The sequence below is a fragment of the Hymenobacter sediminis genome (assembly GCF_003231285.1).
GTDB lineage: Bacteria > Bacteroidota > Bacteroidia > Cytophagales > Hymenobacteraceae > Hymenobacter > Hymenobacter sediminis.
Map to the genome: position 1 here is coordinate 114,262 of NZ_QKNS01000003.1, position 17,186 is coordinate 131,447.

The following is a 17,186-nucleotide window of genomic DNA, read 5'->3' on the forward strand; positions in this document are numbered from 1 at the left end:
AACGACAACCCGTAACCGTCATTCCGAGCGAAGTCGAGGAATCTCGCATGCTGACGTTGTAATGGTAATTCAACGATTCGAGCGAGATGTCTCGACAAGACGTTCTCGGTAAACAACGATGGGTCAACCACCCCCAGCCCCTCCTCATCTGAGGAGGGGAGCTAGGTTCTAGTGTCTAGTTCAAATACTGGGTGATGTCTACCAAGCGGCCTTCCACGGCAGTAATAGCCGCTACCAGCGGGCTAGCGAGTAGAGTGCGGGCGCCGGGGCCCTGGCGCCCTTCGAAGTTGCGGTTGGAGGTGGAAACGCAGTAGGCGCCGGCTGGAATCTTGTCGTCGTTCATGGCTAGGCAGGCACTGCAGCCTGGTTCACGCAGTTCAAAGCCAGCTTCGGCCAGCACCTTGTCAAGGCCTTCGGCAATGGCTTGTTGCTCTACTTGTTTGGAGCCAGGCACGATGATGGCTTCCACGTGGGCCGCTTTCTGCTTGCCCCGCACGTAGGCCGCTACCGTGCGCAAATCCTCAATGCGCGAGTTGGTGCAGCTCCCGATGAACACGTAGTTGATTTCCTTGCCCAGCAGCGACTCGCCCGGCTGAAAACCCATGTAACGCAGTGACTTGTCGAAGCTGGTGGCCTCGCTACCCCCGTTAAGCACTGGAATGCTGGCCGAGAGCGGAATGCCCATGCCGGGGTTGGTGCCGTAGGTAATCATAGGCTGAATGGCCGATGCATCGAACTGCAGCTCCGCATCAAATACGGCGTCTTCGTCCGAGTACAGGGTCTGCCAGTAAGCCACGGCTCGGTCCCAGTTCTCACCCTGGGGCGCAAACCGGCGGCCTTTCACGTACTCGAACGTGGTAGCATCGGGGGCAATGAGGCCGCCGCGGGCACCCATCTCAATGCTCATATTGCAGACCGTCATGCGGCCTTCCATGCTCAGGCCCCGAATGGCGCTGCCGGCGTACTCCACAAAGTAGCCCGTGGCCCCGCCGGTGCCCAGCTGCGAAATCACGTACAGAATCAAATCCTTGGCCGTTACGCCGGGCCGCAAGTCGCCATCCAGGGTGATGCGCATGCGCTTGGGCTTGTCGAGCAGCAGGCACTGCGAGGCCATTACCTGCGTCACCTGGCTGGTGCCAATGCCGAAGGCAATAGTCCCAAACGCGCCGTGGGTAGAGGTGTGGCTGTCGCCGCACACCATGGTCAGGCCCGGCTGCGTGATGCCCAGTTCCGGCCCAATTACGTGCACAATGCCCTGGTATTGGTGGCCTAGGCCATACAGCTCCACGCCAAACTTGGCGCAGTTCTCCGTGAGCTTATCCACCTGGGAGCGGGACAGTGGGTCCTGAATCGGCTGGTCCTGGTGGCGCGTGGGCACGTTGTGGTCAGCGGTAGCTACTATCTGCTCCGTGCGGCGCAGCGTGAGGCCGCGGGCCGTTAGCTCGTCAAACGCCTGAGGGCTGGTTACTTCGTGAATCAGATGGCGGTCGATGTAAAACACCGTGAGGCCGCCGGCTACTTCGCGCACCACGTGCGCGTCCCAAATTTTATCAAATAAGGTCTTAGCCATGAGAGAGGGGTGGGGGCGGGGTTAGAAATAAGCAGACCGTCAGGCGTAGGCGGTGCTACGCGTGACGGTCTTTCGAGAGGTGGTACTTAGCTGACGGTAACGAGCTGCTCCTGCTCCACCATCACGTGCAAGTCCTCGTCAACCACTTCTTTCTGGCGGTCGGCCAGCACGAGGAAGGAGGCGTAGGCCTTGTTGAGGGCGGTACGGTCAAAGTCGTAGCCAATTTTCTGGAGGCGGTAGGCCAGGGCCGCGCGGCCGGAGCGGGCCGTCAGCACAATGGCCGAATCGGGCATGCCTACTTCGCGCGGGTCAATAATTTCGTAGGTCTCGCGGTGCTTGATAACGCCGTCCTGGTGGATGCCGCTGGAGTGTGAAAACGCGTTGGCGCCCACAATGGCCTTATTCGGCTGCACCGGCATGCTCATCAGATGCGACACCATGGCCGAGGTTTCGGCGAGAAGCTTGGTGTTGATGCCCGTCTCGAAGTTGAGGTAGGGGTGCTGGCGCAGCACCATCACGGCTTCTTCCAAGGCCGTATTGCCGGCCCGCTCGCCTACGCCATTGATGGTGCACTCTACCTGCTGGGCACCGTTGAGCACGCCGGCAATGGAGTTGGCCGTAGCCATACCCAAATCGTTGTGGCAGTGAGTAGAGAGGCGCACGTGCTCAATACCACGCACGTTATCCGCCAGGTACTTAATCTTGGCCCCGTACTCGCTGGGCAGGCAGTAGCCGGTAGTGTCGGGAATATTCAGCACGGTAGCACCGGCACGAATGGCGGCCTCGCATACTCGGGCCAGAAACTCGTTATCCGTGCGCCCCGCGTCCTCGGCGTAAAACTCTACGTCTTCCACGAAGGACTTGGCCAGCTTCACCGCCGCCACGGCCCGTTCCAACACTTTCTCGGGGGTAGTACAGAGCTTGAACTTGATGTGCGAATCGGAGGTGCCAATACCCGTATGAATGCGCGGGTACTTTGCAGATTTCAGGGCCTCGGCGGCCGTAATAATATCGTTCTCCACCGCCCGCGAAAGTCCGCAGACGGTAGCATAGCGCGTCTGGGCCGCAATGGCTGCCACCGCCGCAAAGTCGCCGGGGCTCGACACCGGAAAACCCGCCTCAATCACGTCGACGCCGAGTAGCTCTAGCTGTCGGGCAATCAGCAGTTTCTCGTCCCGGTTCAGCTTGCAGCCCGGCACCTGTTCCCCGTCGCGCAGGGTCGTGTCGAAGATGTGGATTTTCTGAGTTGCCATGTTTCTAGGGTTCAGTCAGCGAAAAAGCTTCCTGCAAGTACATGGCTCCAGTGCGTCAGCAAAAACCGGCCGCTCACGCGCCTACTATTTCTAAAACGAGTAATTTATTTTGTAATATGCTGATTTATAGCGTTTAGCATTCGGTAGGAATACAATGGCAAAGGCAAGGAAGAACGAGGCTTCTGGCCGGTAAGTGGGGGTAGGGCCGGCCCATTGGCGCGGCGCTAAGCTACTCGTACCCTCACACTCGGGGTTTGAACAGCGAAAAAGGACTTCAGCCGCCCGCAGGAGAGCCGCAACCGAAGCCCTATCTTCGGCCGCAGGCCAACCAGTAGGCCTGATTCTAGAGCTACCCGATGCTATTAACCATTACCACCACCCATCAACCGGCAACTGATTTAGGCTATCTGCTGCATAAAAATCCTGCCCGGCTACAGTCCCTGGACATTGCGGCGGGCCAAGTACATATCTTTTATCCGGAGGCTACCCTTGAGCGCTGCACGGTGGCCCTGCTACTCGACATCGACCCTGTGGCCCTAGTCCGCAGCCACCGCGGCCCGGCCGGGGAGGGCTTCGCGCTGGAACAGTACGTGAACGACCGACCCTACGTGGCCTCTTCGTTTCTGAGCACGGCTCTGTCCAAGGCCTTCAATACTGCCATGAACGGCACCTGCAAGGACCGCCCAGAGTTGCCCGATGTGCTGCTACCCCTGGAAGCCACTGTAGCCGTGATGCCTGCCGCCAACGCCGAGCAGTTGCAGCGCCTGTTCAGCCCCCTGGGCTACGAAGTAACCACCGAAGCCCACGCCCTGGACCCCACAGTGCCGGAGTGGGGCAACAGTCGCTACTTCACGCTGCGTCTGCGCCACGCCGCCCTGCGCCTGCAAGACTTGCTTTCTCATCTGTATGTGCTGATTCCGGTGCTGGACAACGACAAGCACTATTGGGTAAACGCCAGCGAAGCCGAGAAACTGCTGCACCGCGGCGCTGCCTGGCTACCCCAGCACCCCGACCGGGAATTTATCACCCGCCGCTACCTGCGTAACCTGGCTCAGTACGTGAATCCTACCCTAGAGCGGCTGTTGGAAGGCGAAGAGCCCTTGGGCGAAGAAGCCGCTGATTTCAACCCGCTGGAAACCACAGCCCCCGCAGGTGCCGAGGCGACTCATGCCCTAGGCCAGTCGGCTACCCGGGAAAAGCAGAGCCTGCACGATGTGCGCCTGGACCGGGTGGCGGAAGAAATGCGGCGGCTGGGTGCCAAGCGCGTCCTGGATTTAGGCTGCGGCGAAGGCAAGCTGGTGCGCCGACTGCTAAGCATGCCCCACGTAGAGCATGTGCTGGGGATGGACGTGTCGCACCGGGAACTGCAGCGGGCCCAGGAGCGGCTGCACGTAGCCGAAATGCCTCCGCGCCAGCGCGAGCGACTAACCCTTACCCAAGGCTCCCTGCTCTACCACGACCCGCGTTTGAGTGGCTACGATGCCGCGGCCGTGGTAGAGGTGATTGAGCACCTGGACGAAAGCCGTTTGGCCGCCTTTGAGCAGGTAGTGTTTGCTAGAGCCCGCCCCGGCGCGGTGCTGGTCACTACCCCCAACGCCGACTACAATCAGCGCTATGAAACCCTGTCCGCCGGTCAGTTTCGGCACACCGACCACCGCTTCGAGTGGACGCAGGCCCAGTTCCAGGAGTGGGCCGCTGGCGTGGCGGAGCGCAACGGATATCGGGTGCGGGTAGAGGCGCTGGGGCCGGAGGTGGCCGAAGTAGGCGCCCCTTCGCAGTTAGCCGTGTTTGAGCGATAATCCAGATGTTGATGCTGGCCTAAGGGATATTTCTGCCCAGGCCTCCTATTGCTAGTTTTATGTCCTTGACTACTCTTAAAGTCCCCGAGCTGTCCTTGGTGTTGCTAATTGGCACCTCCGGAGCCGGGAAAAGTACGTTTGCCCGCCGCTTATTTCGTGCTTCTGAAATCGTTTCCTCGGACCAGTGCCGGGAGCTGGTGGCCGATGATGAAAACGACCAGTCGGCCACGCCGGATGCCTTTGCTCTGCTGCACTACCTCGTTGGGCTGCGCCTGAAGCGCGGCCTACTCACGGTGGTAGATGCCACCAACGTGCAGCCCGAGGCCCGCAAAACTCTCGTGCAGTTGGCCCGCGACTACCATGTGCTACCCACGGCTATCATCCTAGACGTGCCCGACCGCGTGGCCGAGGACCGCAACCGCGCCCGGGCAGAGCGCATGCACATGGGGCGCCACGTAATTCCGCAGCAGCGCCAGCAGTTGCGGCGAAGCCTGAAAACCCTGAAGGCCGAGGGCTTCCGCCACATTTACCACCTGCATGGCACCGAGGAAATTGAGGCCGTGCAAACCGTAGTGCGCGACCCGCTCTACAACAACCGCAAGCACGAAACTGGCCCCTTCGATATCATCGGGGACGTGCACGGCTGCTACGACGAACTAGTGCAGTTGCTTACCAAGCTGGGCTACTCCGTGGCAGCTGAGCCCGTAGTTGATGCGCGCGACCTAGGCGTGCGTGTGCAGGCACCGGCTGGCCGGCGGGCCCTATTCCTGGGAGACCTAGTGGACCGCGGCCCGGCTTCGCCGCAGGTGCTGCGCCTGGTTATGCGCATGGTGCAAGATGGCACGGCCCTGTGCGTGCCCGGTAACCACGACATCAAGCTGCTGCGCCACCTCAACGGCAAACAGGTAAACGACAAGCATGGCTTTGCCGAAACACTTCAGCAGCTGGCCGTTGAGTCCGATACATTCAAAAACCAGGTACGCCAGTTTCTGGATGGGTTGGTGAGCCACTACGTGCTCGATGGTGGCAAACTGGTAGTCGCCCACGCCGGGCTGCGCGAAGACATGCAGGGTAGGGGCTCCGGGGCCGTGCGCGCCTTCGCGTTGTTCGGGGAAACGACGGGTGAAATCGATGAGTTCGGGTTGCCCGTGCGCTACAACTGGGCTTCGGAGTACCGCGGGCGCGCCATGGTGGTGTACGGCCACACGCCCGTGCCCGACCCCGAGTGGCTCAACAACACCATTGATATTGATACCGGCTGCGTGTTTGGGGGTAGGCTGACGGTCTTGCGCTACCCCGAGCGGGAGCTGGTAACGGTGCCAGCCGCGCAGGTGTACTGCGAACCAGTGCGCCCCCTGCGGCCGGCCGAAGTAGCCCAGGCAACGGCCCAGCTTACGGCCCAGCAGCAGCACGACGACCTGCTCGACATCCGCGACGTAACAGGCAAGCAGATTATTCGCACCCGCCTGTTGCCCTCTGTAACCATCCGGGAAGAAAATGGCGTGGCTGCCCTGGAGGTCATGAGCCGCTTTGCCCTGAACCCCAAGTGGCTGCTCTACCTGCCGCCCACCATGTCGCCTTCCGAAACCAGCGCCCTGCCCGATCTGCTGGAGCATCCGGCTGAAGCCTTCGACTACTTCCGCCGTCAGGACGTGCAGCGGGTGGTATGCGAGGAAAAGCACATGGGCAGCCGCGTGGTAGTAGTGCTGGCCAAGGATGATGATGCCGCTCGCCGCCGCTTTGGCGTGGTAGGTGAGGGGCCGGGCAAATGCTACACCCGTACCGGCCGTAACTTCTTCAACGACCCGGCCCTGGAAGCGGCTTTCCTGACCCGCCTGCAGGAGGCACTCACTACCGCTGGCTTCTGGGAGAAGTTCAGCACCGATTGGCTGTGTTTGGATGCCGAGCTATTGCCTTGGTCGGCCAAGGCTCAGGAGCTGATTAAAAACCAATACGCTGCCGTAGCGGCGGCGGCCACGGCAGCCCTGCCCGTTGCGGCGGCCGTGCTAGCCCAAGCCGCCACGCGCAATCTGGATGGTATTGAGGCCCTGCTGGCCCGCACCACGGCGCGGCAAGCGGCCGCCGAGCACTATGCCGAGGCCTACCGCCGCTACTGCTGGCCAGTGGAGAGCCTCTCTGACCTGCGCTTGGCGCCCTTCCACCTGCTGGCTACCGAAGGCCGAACCTACTTCGATAAGGACCACGCCTGGCACATGGAAACCCTGCGAGCCATCTGCCTCGCCGATGAGGGCCTGCTGCGCGCTACCCCTTACCGGGTGGTAAACCTGGCCGATATCACCGACGTGGAAGCTGCCACCCAGTGGTGGACCGACCTGACTGCCGCCGGGGGCGAAGGCATGGTAGTCAAGCCCTACGACTTTATCCCGGCCGGTCATAAGCACTTGGTACAGCCCGCCCTGAAGTGCCGGGGCCGCGAGTACCTGCGCATTATTTACGGTCCGGACTATCTGTTGCCGGGCAACTTGGAGCGCCTGCGCGAGCGGGCCGTGAAAACCAAGCGTAACCTGGCCCTGCGGGAATTTGCCCTGGGTGTGGAAGGCTTGGAGCGCTTTGTGGCGGGAGCCCCTTTGCGCGAGGTACACCAGTGCGTGTTTGGCGTGCTGGCTCTGGAAAGTGAAGCAATTGACCCCCGCCTCTGATGAACGACGCCATGCACACCCGCATCCAGCACGCGCTGCAGGAGGTAGAAACTGCCCGTGGAGTACGAGTGCTCTACGCCTGCGAGGCGGGTAGCCGGGCCTGGGGCTTTCCTTCCCCCGACTCGGACTATGACGTGCGCTTCATTTACTGCCACCCGGCCAGCTGGTACCTGACCCTGGAAGAAGCCCCCGATACGCTCAACTTCCCGGTAGATGCGCTGCTGGATCTGGGCGGCTGGGAACTCCGCAAAGCCCTGAAATTGCTGCGCAATTCTAACTCGGCGCTGTTTGAGTGGGTGCAGTCACCGATAATTTACCGGGAGGCGCTGGATTTTCGGGCGCTGCTGCAGCCTCTGTTGCCCCGCGCGTTCAACCTGCGGGCTGGCCTGCACCATTACCTGGGCCTGGTGCGCCGGGGGCTGGAGGCTGATTTCATCGTGCCAGAAGTTCGGCTCAAGCGCCTGTTTTACGCCTTGCGCTCGGGGCTGGCCGCCCGCTGGATACGGCAGCGGCAAACCGTGCCGCCCATGCAACTGGCGGAGCTGCTGGCGGTACTACCCCCTTCGCTGCACGCAGAGGTAGCCCACCTGTTGGTAGAAAAAGCCCAGGCCGTCGAAAAGGCTACCGTGCTTCTTTCCCCAGCTATACTGAGTTTCCTGCAAGAAGAGTACGCCGCCTGCCAGCAGGCACGTGACACGCTGCCCGTGCCAATCGGCTCCGACCCTATTGCCGATCTGAACCAGTTGTTTCAGTACTGGCTGGCCGCCGCTTTTCCGGCCTGAGCACAGCGCTTCTCATTTACTACCTCGTCTGTTTTGTGATTGACATTGCCTACCTGCGTCGCCACAACCTGATTCTGCTGGAAGCCGTCAGCGGCAGCCGCGCCTACGGTACCGACCTGCCCCATTCCGACACGGACCTAAAAGGCGTGTTCATTCTGCCGGAGCGGGACTTCTTCGGCCTCGACTACGTGCCCCAGGTAGCCAATGCTACCAACGATGAAGTATTCTATGAGCTGCGCCGTTTTGTGGAGCTGTTGCTGAAAAACAACCCCACGGCCCTGGAAATCCTGGGCACTCCACCCGACTGCATCCGCTACCAGCACCCGTTGTTTGCGGCGTTTCGGGCAGAGGATTTTCTCTCCAGGCTTTGCCGCCAGACGTTTGCTGAATACGCCGTGGCCCAGATCCGCAAGGCGCAGGGGCTCAACAAAAAGATCAACAACCCCGAGCCGCCAGCCCGCAAATCGGTGCTGGATTTTTGCTACGTAACCGTGGGAGCCGGCGCCCAGCCCGTGGAGCAGTGGCTGGTACGCCAGGGGCTGGAAGCCGCGCAGTGTGGCCTGGCCAAGGTTTCGCACCTGACTGACCTCTACGCCTTGTTCGTCGATGCTGACCCCACGGCGCCGAAAGGCTACCGGGGCCTGCTGCGCGACGCGGAAGCTTCTAACGATGTGCTTCTCTCGGCCGTGCCGAAAGGGGAGGTGCCGGTGGCCTACCTGTCCTTTAACCGCAACGGCTATTCCACTTACTGCCGCGTGTACAAGGAGTACTGGGACTGGGTGGCCCGGCGCAACGCCGAGCGGTACGAAAACACGGTGCAGCACGGCAAAAACTACGATGCCAAAAACATGCTGCACGTATTTCGCCTGCTGCACACGGCCCTGGAAATTGCCACCACCGGCCAGCTCCACGTCCGCCGCCCCGACAGGGACTACCTGCTGCGCATCCGCAAGGGCGAGTTTGAGTACGCCGAGCTGGTAGCCGACGCCGAGAAACTGGTACAGCAGGTGGATGCCGCATTTGCGGACTCAACGCTGCCAGAAGCCCCGGACCGCGAACGAACAGAAAACCTCCTAATCGAGCTGCGGCGCCAGTTCTATGAACAACAGGCCTTCTAGACGGTCATGCTTGATCTGGCGTCCGCGCAGCCGAAGCATCTCTGCCTCTGACTAATTAAAAGGCAGCAACGAAGCGGTAGAGATGCTTCGACAAGCGGACGCCAGATCAAGCATGACGGTCTACAATCATACAGCCAGAAAAGAGGGGGTAAAAAAGCCGACAGCTTTTCCTACCCCCTCTTTTCAGAAAGCTAGGCCTGTGCCCTGTGCCTACCCCCATAGGCGGCGCCAAACCTGCTTAATCAGCCAGAAAACTTGTAAGCTCCCCGGAGTACGTGAGGGTGAGTTGGTGCATGGCGCGGGTACAGGCCACATAGAGCATGCTCTTATCGACCTCTGTTTTGTAAGTGCGCGCCGAGGCGAAAGGCACGATGACCCCATCAAACTCTAGTCCTTTTGCGAGGTGAGCTGTGGTGATGATAATACCTTCCTTAAACGTGGTCGATTCTTCCGTCAGCAGATGAACGCCGGGGGCTTGCAGCGCCTCGTAGGCCCGTTCGGCCTGGCGCTGGGTTTTGCAGATGATGCCCAGGGAGTGGTTGCCGGAGCTTTTGAAAGCCGTGATTAGCTGCTCAATAGCTTGTAGCTCCTCTTGGGGACTGTTGAAGCGCGTAATGGTAGGCTGCTGTCCGTGTCGCTCCAGCGGAATGATGTGCGGGTTGGGGCTGATGCGCTGGGCGAAGGCGGTAATCTCGACGGTAGAGCGGTAGCTGCGGAAGAGCTTGACTACATCGGCCTGCGGGAACACGCGCTCAATGGCTTCGGCTGAGGAGGCACTGTAAGGGTTTACCTGCTGGCTGACATCGCCCAGGATGGTTTTACGGCACGGAAACAGCCTTGACAGCACGGCGTACTGCACCGGGGTGTAGTCCTGCATTTCATCTACCAGCAAGTGCTTCACCTGGTCGTAGGCGGTGATGCCTTCCAGGCGCAGGCGCAGGTAAATCAGCGGGAAAACATCAGCATACTCCAGATGCAGGCGGTGGTCAAGCTTCAGCAGCTCGGGCCGACCAACCCAGCGGTAAAAGTCGCGGTAGAGTTCCAGCACATTATTCATCCGGAGCATGCGCGGAATGGCTTCCCCGATGGTGGATTTCTCCTGCCCAGTCAGCTTGCGGCCCACGGCATCGCGTACGTAGGCCCGCACATCGTTGGCCACCAGCGCAAACCGTTTCAGCAGCGGCACCCGGTGGTAGGTCTTGAACTTGGCCAGCAGGAAGGGCATGGGCACCACCGTTCGGCCCACGCGCAGCTCCGTTACGGTGAGGTAGGTGTTCTCAATGTGCAGCAGAAACTGGTTGAGCTGGCTGAGGAACTCAAACGACGATTTAAACCGGATTCGCTCAATAAACGCCGGATTGTGGTGTTCCAGCAGCGCCGCTACCTGCTCGAAAAAGGTCTGGAAGCTGTAGCGGTTATCCAGCAGGTCGGCGGCCAGCTCGTCCATGCCCAACTCCGGAATGTGCTCTTCGCCCAGCTCAGGCAGCACGTTGGAGATATAGTCGGCAAAGACCTTGTTGGGCGAAATAATCAGGATGTCTTTGGCCGCAATGGTTTCGCGGAAACGGTACAGCAGAAACGCAATGCGGTGCAGGGCAATGGAGGTTTTACCCGAGCCAGCTACTCCCTGAATTACCATCACCGACGCCTCCTCGTTGCGAATCACCGCGTTCTGGTCGCGCTGAATAGTAGCGACGATGTTCTTCATCTTATCGTCGGAGGACTTAGCCAGCTCCTGCTGCAGCACGTCGTCGTGAATGTTCACGTCGCTGTCGAGCATGAACTCCAGGCGCCCCTCACGAATCTTGTATTGGCGCTTCAGCTCAATGGTGCCTTGCACCGTGCCGGAGGGGGTAGCGTAGGAGGCCTCGCCCAGCTCGAAATCGTAGAATAGCGAGGAGATGGGCGCCCGCCAGTCGTAGATCAGGTTCTGGCGCTGGGTTTCATCCAGGAAGGAATATACCCCGATATATACCGGGTTGGCCGCCTTGTCGGGGGTAGCAAAATCAATGCGGCCGAAGTACGGCGACTGGCCTAGCTTGAGGAGGCGGCGCTTGCGGGCCACGGCGCCCTCACCCGTGTAAGCCATACGGTTGATGGATTGCTCGGCGGAAACCATATCGGCCTCATCCATGCCCGACTGATGCTCGTGGATGTACTGCTTTTTCTCCCGCAGCTCGTTGGAAAACTGCCGCACGGCCTCGTCGATGCGCTTCACGGCCAGCGTCAGTTTCTCCTTAATTTCTTCCAGATGTTCTTTTTCTTCTTGCTGCGTTACGTTCATCCCCGGCGGCTTTTGGCAAATGGACCTCAAAGGTCCAGCAAATTCCGGTTGGCCGAAACGTTTGGCTGATTTTATTAGATCTGGTGAACATTTACGTCTCGAATAACCTCAGTCCGTTCTGTGAAGGGAGGCAGTAATTTCTGACTCGGCCTTGCTACACGCGGCTTACGGCGAAGATTACGCGCCGAAAACACATAAGTCCCATCCTGAGCCAGGACGGGACTTATGTGCGCTGATTACGACACTGCTTTGACTATCTACTGGTTACGGCACTATCAAAGGAGCCTCCTCCCGCATTACCTGACAGCTAGTTGCTTTCAGCAGAAAGCGCGAAGCCTTCTTCTACTTTCTCAGTGGCCTTAGAGCGTAGTTCGCGTACGGTGGCGCCGGTCTGCCACAGCTCCGAGTCGCGTACTTCCTTCAGTTCGGCTTCTAGCTCCTGGCGGTAGCCGGGGGTAGAGCCGCGCTGAATGGTGCGGGCAGCCTCCTTGCCCGAGGCTACGCTGTCGTAGAGCTCGTTGAGCACGGGCAGGGTCGCGTCGCGGAAGCGGCCTTTCCAGTCGAGGGCGCCGCGCTGGGCCGTTACGGAACAGTTGCTGAACATCCAGTCCATGCCGTTTTCGCCAACCAGCGGCACGAGACTCTGGGTGAGTTCTTCCACCGTTTCGTTGAAGGCCTCGGAAGGGGAGTGGCCGCGCTGGCGCAGCACCTGGTATTGGGCTTCGATGATGCCGGCCAAAGCCCCCATCAGCACGCCTCGCTCGCCGGTGAGGTCGGAATACACTTCGCGCTTGAAGTCGGTTTCGAACAGGTAGCCCGACCCTACCCCAATGCCGAGGGCAATGGCCTTGTCGTAGGCTTGTCCGGTGGCATCCTGGTACACGGCGAACGAGGAGTTCAAGCCGCCCCCGGCCACAAACAGGCGGCGCAGGCTGGTGCCGCTACCCTTCGGGGCCACGAGAACCACATCTACCTCCGCGGGCGGCACAATGCCGGTCTGGTCGTTGAACGTGATGCCGAAGCCGTGCGAGAAGTACAGCGTTTTGCCGGGCGTCAGCTTGGCTTTGAGGGTAGGCCACACCGCAATCTGGCCGGCATCGGAAAGCAGGTTGGCGATGATGGTGCCCCGCTCAGCGGCCTCTTCAATATCAAACAGGGTTTCGCCTTCTACCCAGCCATCGGCTTCAGCCTTGCTCCAGGAAGCCGAGTCGCGGCGCTGCCCGATGATGACGTTGAAGCCATTGTCGCGCAGGTTCAGTGCTTGGCCGGGGCCCTGCACGCCGTAGCCAATCACGGCAATCGTCTCATCTTTCAGAATTGCGCGAGCTTTCTCCAAAGGAAATTCGTCGCGGGTAACTACGTGCTCTTCTACGCCGCCAAAGTTGATGGTTGCCATGATGTTGGATATTGGGTTGGAAGATGGAATTGAGTTGTTGTTAGGCTGGAGCGGTTCACATGGTGAATACCTTATCTCGGCTGTTGAGGTAGTCGTTTTCGCTGACCTCAGGACCAGGCTCGGTGCGCTCAAACTCGCGGAGTTTATGGTGGAAGCCCAGGCTGTCTTTGATGATGGCAATGCGGGCCGAGCGCACAAACTCAATGAGGCCGTAGGGCTGCAGCACTGTCAGGAGTTTGTCGGTTTCCTCGCGGTGGCCGGTGGTTTCGAACACCGTGTAATCCTTGCGGATGACCACGGCGCGGGCCCCATGTTCCCGCAGTAGCCGCTCCACCAGGGCCCGCTCGGCAATGACGTCGGTGGGTACTTTGTAGAGGGCCATTTCCTGCCAGATGACGTCCTCGTTGGGGTTGAAGTACACCTTGAGTACCTCTACCTGCTTCTCAATCTGGCGGGCAATCTTGCGCACTACTTCCTCGGTTTCCACCACCACAATGTTGAAGCGGTGAATGCCTTCGACCTCCGAAGGGGAGGTATTAAGGCTCTCGATATTGATTTTGCGCCGGGAGAAAATGATGGCAATGCGGTTCAGCAGCCCCACCTGGTTCTCGGTGTAGGCCGTGATGTTGTACTCCCGCCGGTCGATGGATTGCTGGTGCATGATGGTGAAATGCTGAGGTAGTGAAATGGTGAGTTTGCAGGAGCAGCTCTACCGCTTCCGCCACCGGTCATGTCGAGCGCAGTCGAGACATCTCGCTCGAATCGTTGGAGTGGCCTGGTACCGTCAGCACGCGAGATGTCTCGACTGCGCTCGACATGACGATCTTCTTTAGGACTGCTTTACTTCAACCGAATCTCCCCAACCCCACAGCCTTGCGGCACCATGGGGAAGATGTTGTTCTCCTTCGTTACCATCACCTCCAGCAGGAAGGAGCCGGGGTGTTCCAGCATCTCGCGCAACGCCGTTTGCAGCTCGGGGCGGCTGTCCACGCGGTGGCCGGCAATGTTGTAGCCGCGGGCCACGGTCACGTAGTCGGGGCTGGCAATATCGACGAAGGAGTAGCGCCGGTCGTGGAACAGCTCCTGCCACTGGCGCACCATGCCCAGGAATTGGTTGTTGAGCAGCAGGATTTTCACATTTACGCCCGTCTGCATGATGGTGCCCAGCTCCTGAATCGTCATCTGAATGCCCCCGTCGCCGATAACGGCTACTACCGTGCGCGCTGGGGCGCCGTACTTGGCCCCGATGGCGGCGGGCAGGGCAAAGCCCATGGTGCCCAGGCCCCCGCTGGTAATGTTGCTGCGGGTGTGGTTGAGCTTGGCGTAGCGGCAGGCCACCATCTGGTGCTGGCCTACATCGGTTACAATAATAGCCTCGCCCTGGGTCAGCTCATTCAGCTGCTGAATCACCTCGCCCATGGTCAACTCATCGGAGGTTGGGAACAGTTCGTCCTGAATGACGGCCGCTATTTCCTCCGCGTCGTGGTCGAGGAAGCGTTGGCGCCATTCGGGGTAGGAGCGGGCTTCCACCAGTTGCGTGAGCAGGGGTAGTGTTTCCTTGCAGTCGCCCCACACGGGCACGGTGGCCTTCACGTTCTTGTCAATTTCCGTGGGGTCGATGTCGAGGTGAACGACCTGAGCCTGCTTGGCGTACTTATCCAGGCGGCCTGTTACCCGGTCGTCGAAGCGCATGCCAATGGCAATGAGCACGTCGCACTCGTTGGTCAGCACGTTGGGGCCGTAGTTGCCGTGCATGCCTAGCATACCCACGTTGAGTGGGTGGCCCGTAGGCAGAGCGCCAGCGCCAAGAATGGTCCAGGCCGCCGGAATCCCGCTTTTCTCAATGAACCGTTTGAACTCCTGCTCCGCCTTGCCCAGCAATATGCCCTGGCCCCACAGCACCAACGGGCGCTTGGCCTGGTTGATAAGCGCCGCGGCCTGCGCCACGTACTCCGGGCGCACGACTGGTCTAGGCCGATAGCTGCGGATGTGGGTGCAGGGCTGATACGGCGGGAACTCCGCCTTCTGCATCTGGGCGTTCTTGGTGATGTCAATCAGCACTGGACCGGGTCGGCCGCTGCGCGCGATGTAGAAGGCCTTGGCCAGCGCCTCAGGAATTTCACTCGCGTCCGTTACCTGATGATTCCACTTGGTGATGGGGGTAGTGATGTTGATGATGTCGGTTTCCTGGAAGGCATCCGTGCCCAGCAAGTGCGCAAACACCTGGCCCGTGATGCACACCAGCGGCGTGCTGTCAATCAGGGCATCGGCTAGGCCTGTCACAAGGTTGGTAGCGCCGGGCCCACTGGTGGCAAACACGACCCCCACCTTCCCCGACGACCGCGCGTAGCCCTGGGCCGCGTGAATGCCGCCCTGCTCGTGGCGTACCAGCACGTGGTTGAGCTGCTCCCGGAAATCGTAAAGCGCATCATAAATTGGGATGATGGCGCCGCCGGGGTAGCCAAACACGGTGTCCACGCCCTCCGCCAGCAGGGCGTGCAGCGTAGCCTCGGCGCCCGACAGGGTGCGGGTAGCGGGCTCCGCCGTGGCTACGGCCGTTTCAGGCGAGGTTGGCGCGGGCTGGGGTTGCTGTTTCGTGTACATGGTCTTCCTGGTAATCGGTGATACAGCCGCGGCTCGCGTCGCTCACGGTGCGGATATACTTCAGCAGCACGCCTTGTTGCACGTTGGGCCGGGGCCGCTGCCACTGCTGGCGGCGTAGCTCCAGCAGGGCGTCCTCTACCTGCACCTCCATGGTGTTGGTGCTGGCGTCCAGCACAATCCAGTCGCCGTCTTCTACCAGTGCGATGGTGCCACCGTCGTAGGCCTCGGGGCACACGTGCCCGATGACAAAGCCGTGGGTGCCGCCCGAGAAACGGCCGTCTGTAATCAGGGCAACCTTGTCGCCTAGGCCGGCGCCGATGATGGCCGAGGTGGGCTTGAGCATCTCCGGCATGCCCGGTCCGCCCTTGGGCCCCACGTAGCGAATCACGACGACCTGACCGGGCTGAATCTTGCCCTGCGAAATGCCTTCGTTCAATTCTTCTTCGGAGTTGAACACAATAGCTGGCCCCTCAAACCGCAGCCCTTCCTTGCCGGTGATTTTGGCCACCGCACCTCTTTCGGCCAGATTGCCATACAGAATCTGAATGTGGCCGTCGGCTTTGATGGGGTTACTGAGGGGGCGTAGCAAATCCTGCTCCGCGCCCAGGGGCTGCACGTCGGCTAGGTTTTCGGCCAGCGTCTTACCCGTTACCGTCAGCAGGTCGCCGTGGAGCAGGCCGAGGTTCAGCAGGGTTTTCATCACGGCCGGCACGCCGCCCAGGGCCGAGAGGTCCTCCATGAGATATTTACCGCTGGGCTTCAGATCGGCTAGTACCGGCGTGCGGTTGCTCACGGCCTGAAAGTCTTCCATAGTCAGCGGCACGCCCGCGGCGTGGGCAATGGCAATCAGGTGGAGCACGGCGTTGGTAGAGCCGCCGAGCACGGTAGTCATGACTAGGGCATTTTCAAAGGCCTCGCGCACCAGGATGTCGCGGGGCTTGAGGTCGAGTTCGAGCAGGCGGCGCAGGTAGGCGCCGGCCGTGAGGCACTCCTGTTGCTTCTCCGGGCTAACCGCCGGGGAGGACGAGGAAAACGGGACGCTCATACCCAGCGTTTCGATGGCCGCCGCCATGGTATTCGCCGTGTACATGCCGCCGCAGGCTCCGGGCCCCGGGCAGGCGTTGTGGATGATGCCGCGGTAATCCTCGTCCGATATCTGCCCCTGCAGCTTTTTGCCGTAGGCCTCAAAGCACGACACAATGTTGAGCTGCTGCCCCTTGAACGTGCCGCCCTTAATGGTACCCCCGTACACCATGAGCGAGGGCCGGTTCAGGCGCGCCATGGCAATGAGGGCGCCGGGCATGTTTTTGTCGCAGCCCATCACGCAGGCCAGGGCATCGTAGTTGTGCGCCCCGGCCATGGCCTCAATGGAATCCGCAATGATTTCCCGGGAAACCAGGGAGTAGCGCATGCCCGCCGTGCCGTTGGTAATGCCATCCGATACCCCAATGGTATTAAACCGCAGCCCCACCAGCCCCTGCTCCTGCACGCCCACCTTCACTTGGTCGGCCAAGCCATTCAGGTGCATGTTGCAGGTGTTGCCCTCGAAGCCCGTGGAGCAGATGCCCACGAACGGCTTATGCAAATCAGCATCCGACAGACCCGAGCCAATGAGCATGGCTTGGGACGCCGGCAGGCTGTCGTCCTGAGTGTAGATGCGGCTGTATTTATTCAGGGTCATTTCGGGCGGGATTGGACTGATGTGATGGAGGGCGTCATG

Annotated in this window: 11 protein-coding genes; 4 read left to right on the top strand and 7 right to left on the bottom strand. The window is 60.6% G+C overall.

Annotation, left to right across the window (positions count from 1 at the left end):
- Positions 1-175: 175 nt before the first annotated feature.
- Positions 176-1,570: a 3-isopropylmalate dehydratase large subunit gene (gene leuC, locus DNI29_RS09550; RefSeq protein ID WP_110977883.1), complete on the bottom strand. Its 1,395-nt coding sequence runs from the start codon at positions 1,568-1,570 to the stop codon at positions 176-178.
- Positions 1,571-1,656: 86 nt separating this feature from the next.
- Positions 1,657-2,823, bottom strand: a complete 1,167-nt coding sequence (locus tag DNI29_RS09555; RefSeq protein ID WP_110977884.1) for a 2-isopropylmalate synthase — start codon at positions 2,821-2,823, stop codon at positions 1,657-1,659.
- A 356-nt stretch (positions 2,824-3,179) separates the two neighbouring features.
- Between DNI29_RS09555 and DNI29_RS09560 the strand changes: the two genes are divergently transcribed.
- From DNI29_RS09560 to DNI29_RS09575, 4 genes are read left to right on the top strand one after another with little or no spacing between them, the layout of a single operon-like run.
- On the top strand, positions 3,180-4,622 hold the full coding sequence (locus tag DNI29_RS09560) for a 3' terminal RNA ribose 2'-O-methyltransferase Hen1 (protein WP_110977885.1): 1,443 nt from the start codon (positions 3,180-3,182) through the stop codon (positions 4,620-4,622).
- 59 nt (positions 4,623-4,681) lie between these two features.
- Positions 4,682-7,282 carry a polynucleotide kinase-phosphatase gene (locus tag DNI29_RS09565; RefSeq protein WP_110977886.1) on the top strand — a complete coding sequence of 867 codons (2,601 nt, stop codon included), beginning with the start codon at positions 4,682-4,684 and terminating at the stop codon, positions 7,280-7,282.
- On the top strand, positions 7,282-8,064 hold the full coding sequence (locus DNI29_RS09570) for a nucleotidyltransferase domain-containing protein (RefSeq protein WP_110977887.1): 783 nt from the start codon (positions 7,282-7,284) through the stop codon (positions 8,062-8,064). Before DNI29_RS09565 ends, DNI29_RS09570 begins: the two co-directional genes overlap by 1 nt.
- 35 nt (positions 8,065-8,099) lie before the next feature.
- Positions 8,100-9,182, top strand: a complete 1,083-nt coding sequence (locus tag DNI29_RS09575; protein WP_317048749.1) for a DNA polymerase beta superfamily protein — start codon at positions 8,100-8,102, stop codon at positions 9,180-9,182.
- A gap of 238 nt (positions 9,183-9,420) precedes the next feature.
- Here the strand turns inward: DNI29_RS09575 and DNI29_RS09580 are convergent, their stop codons facing one another.
- The 5 genes from DNI29_RS09580 to ilvD form a co-directional block, all read right to left on the bottom strand.
- Complete coding sequence (locus tag DNI29_RS09580) at positions 9,421-11,466, bottom strand: HelD family protein (RefSeq protein ID WP_110977888.1); 2,046 nt, start codon at positions 11,464-11,466, stop codon at positions 9,421-9,423.
- 307 nt (positions 11,467-11,773) lie between these two features.
- Positions 11,774-12,862, bottom strand: a complete 1,089-nt coding sequence (gene ilvC, locus DNI29_RS09585) for a ketol-acid reductoisomerase (RefSeq protein WP_110977889.1) — start codon at positions 12,860-12,862, stop codon at positions 11,774-11,776.
- Between the two features lie 55 nt (positions 12,863-12,917).
- Positions 12,918-13,523: an acetolactate synthase small subunit gene (gene ilvN / locus DNI29_RS09590; protein WP_110977890.1), complete on the bottom strand. Its 606-nt coding sequence runs from the start codon at positions 13,521-13,523 to the stop codon at positions 12,918-12,920.
- A 179-nt stretch (positions 13,524-13,702) separates the two neighbouring features.
- A complete protein-coding gene (gene ilvB / locus DNI29_RS09595) occupies positions 13,703-15,466 on the bottom strand; it encodes a biosynthetic-type acetolactate synthase large subunit (protein WP_110977891.1) in 1,764 nt (587 codons plus the stop codon).
- Positions 15,423-17,147: a dihydroxy-acid dehydratase gene (gene ilvD, locus DNI29_RS09600; RefSeq protein ID WP_110977892.1), complete on the bottom strand. Its 1,725-nt coding sequence runs from the start codon at positions 17,145-17,147 to the stop codon at positions 15,423-15,425. Before ilvD ends, ilvB begins: the two co-directional genes overlap by 44 nt.
- Positions 17,148-17,186 lie beyond the last annotated feature (39 nt).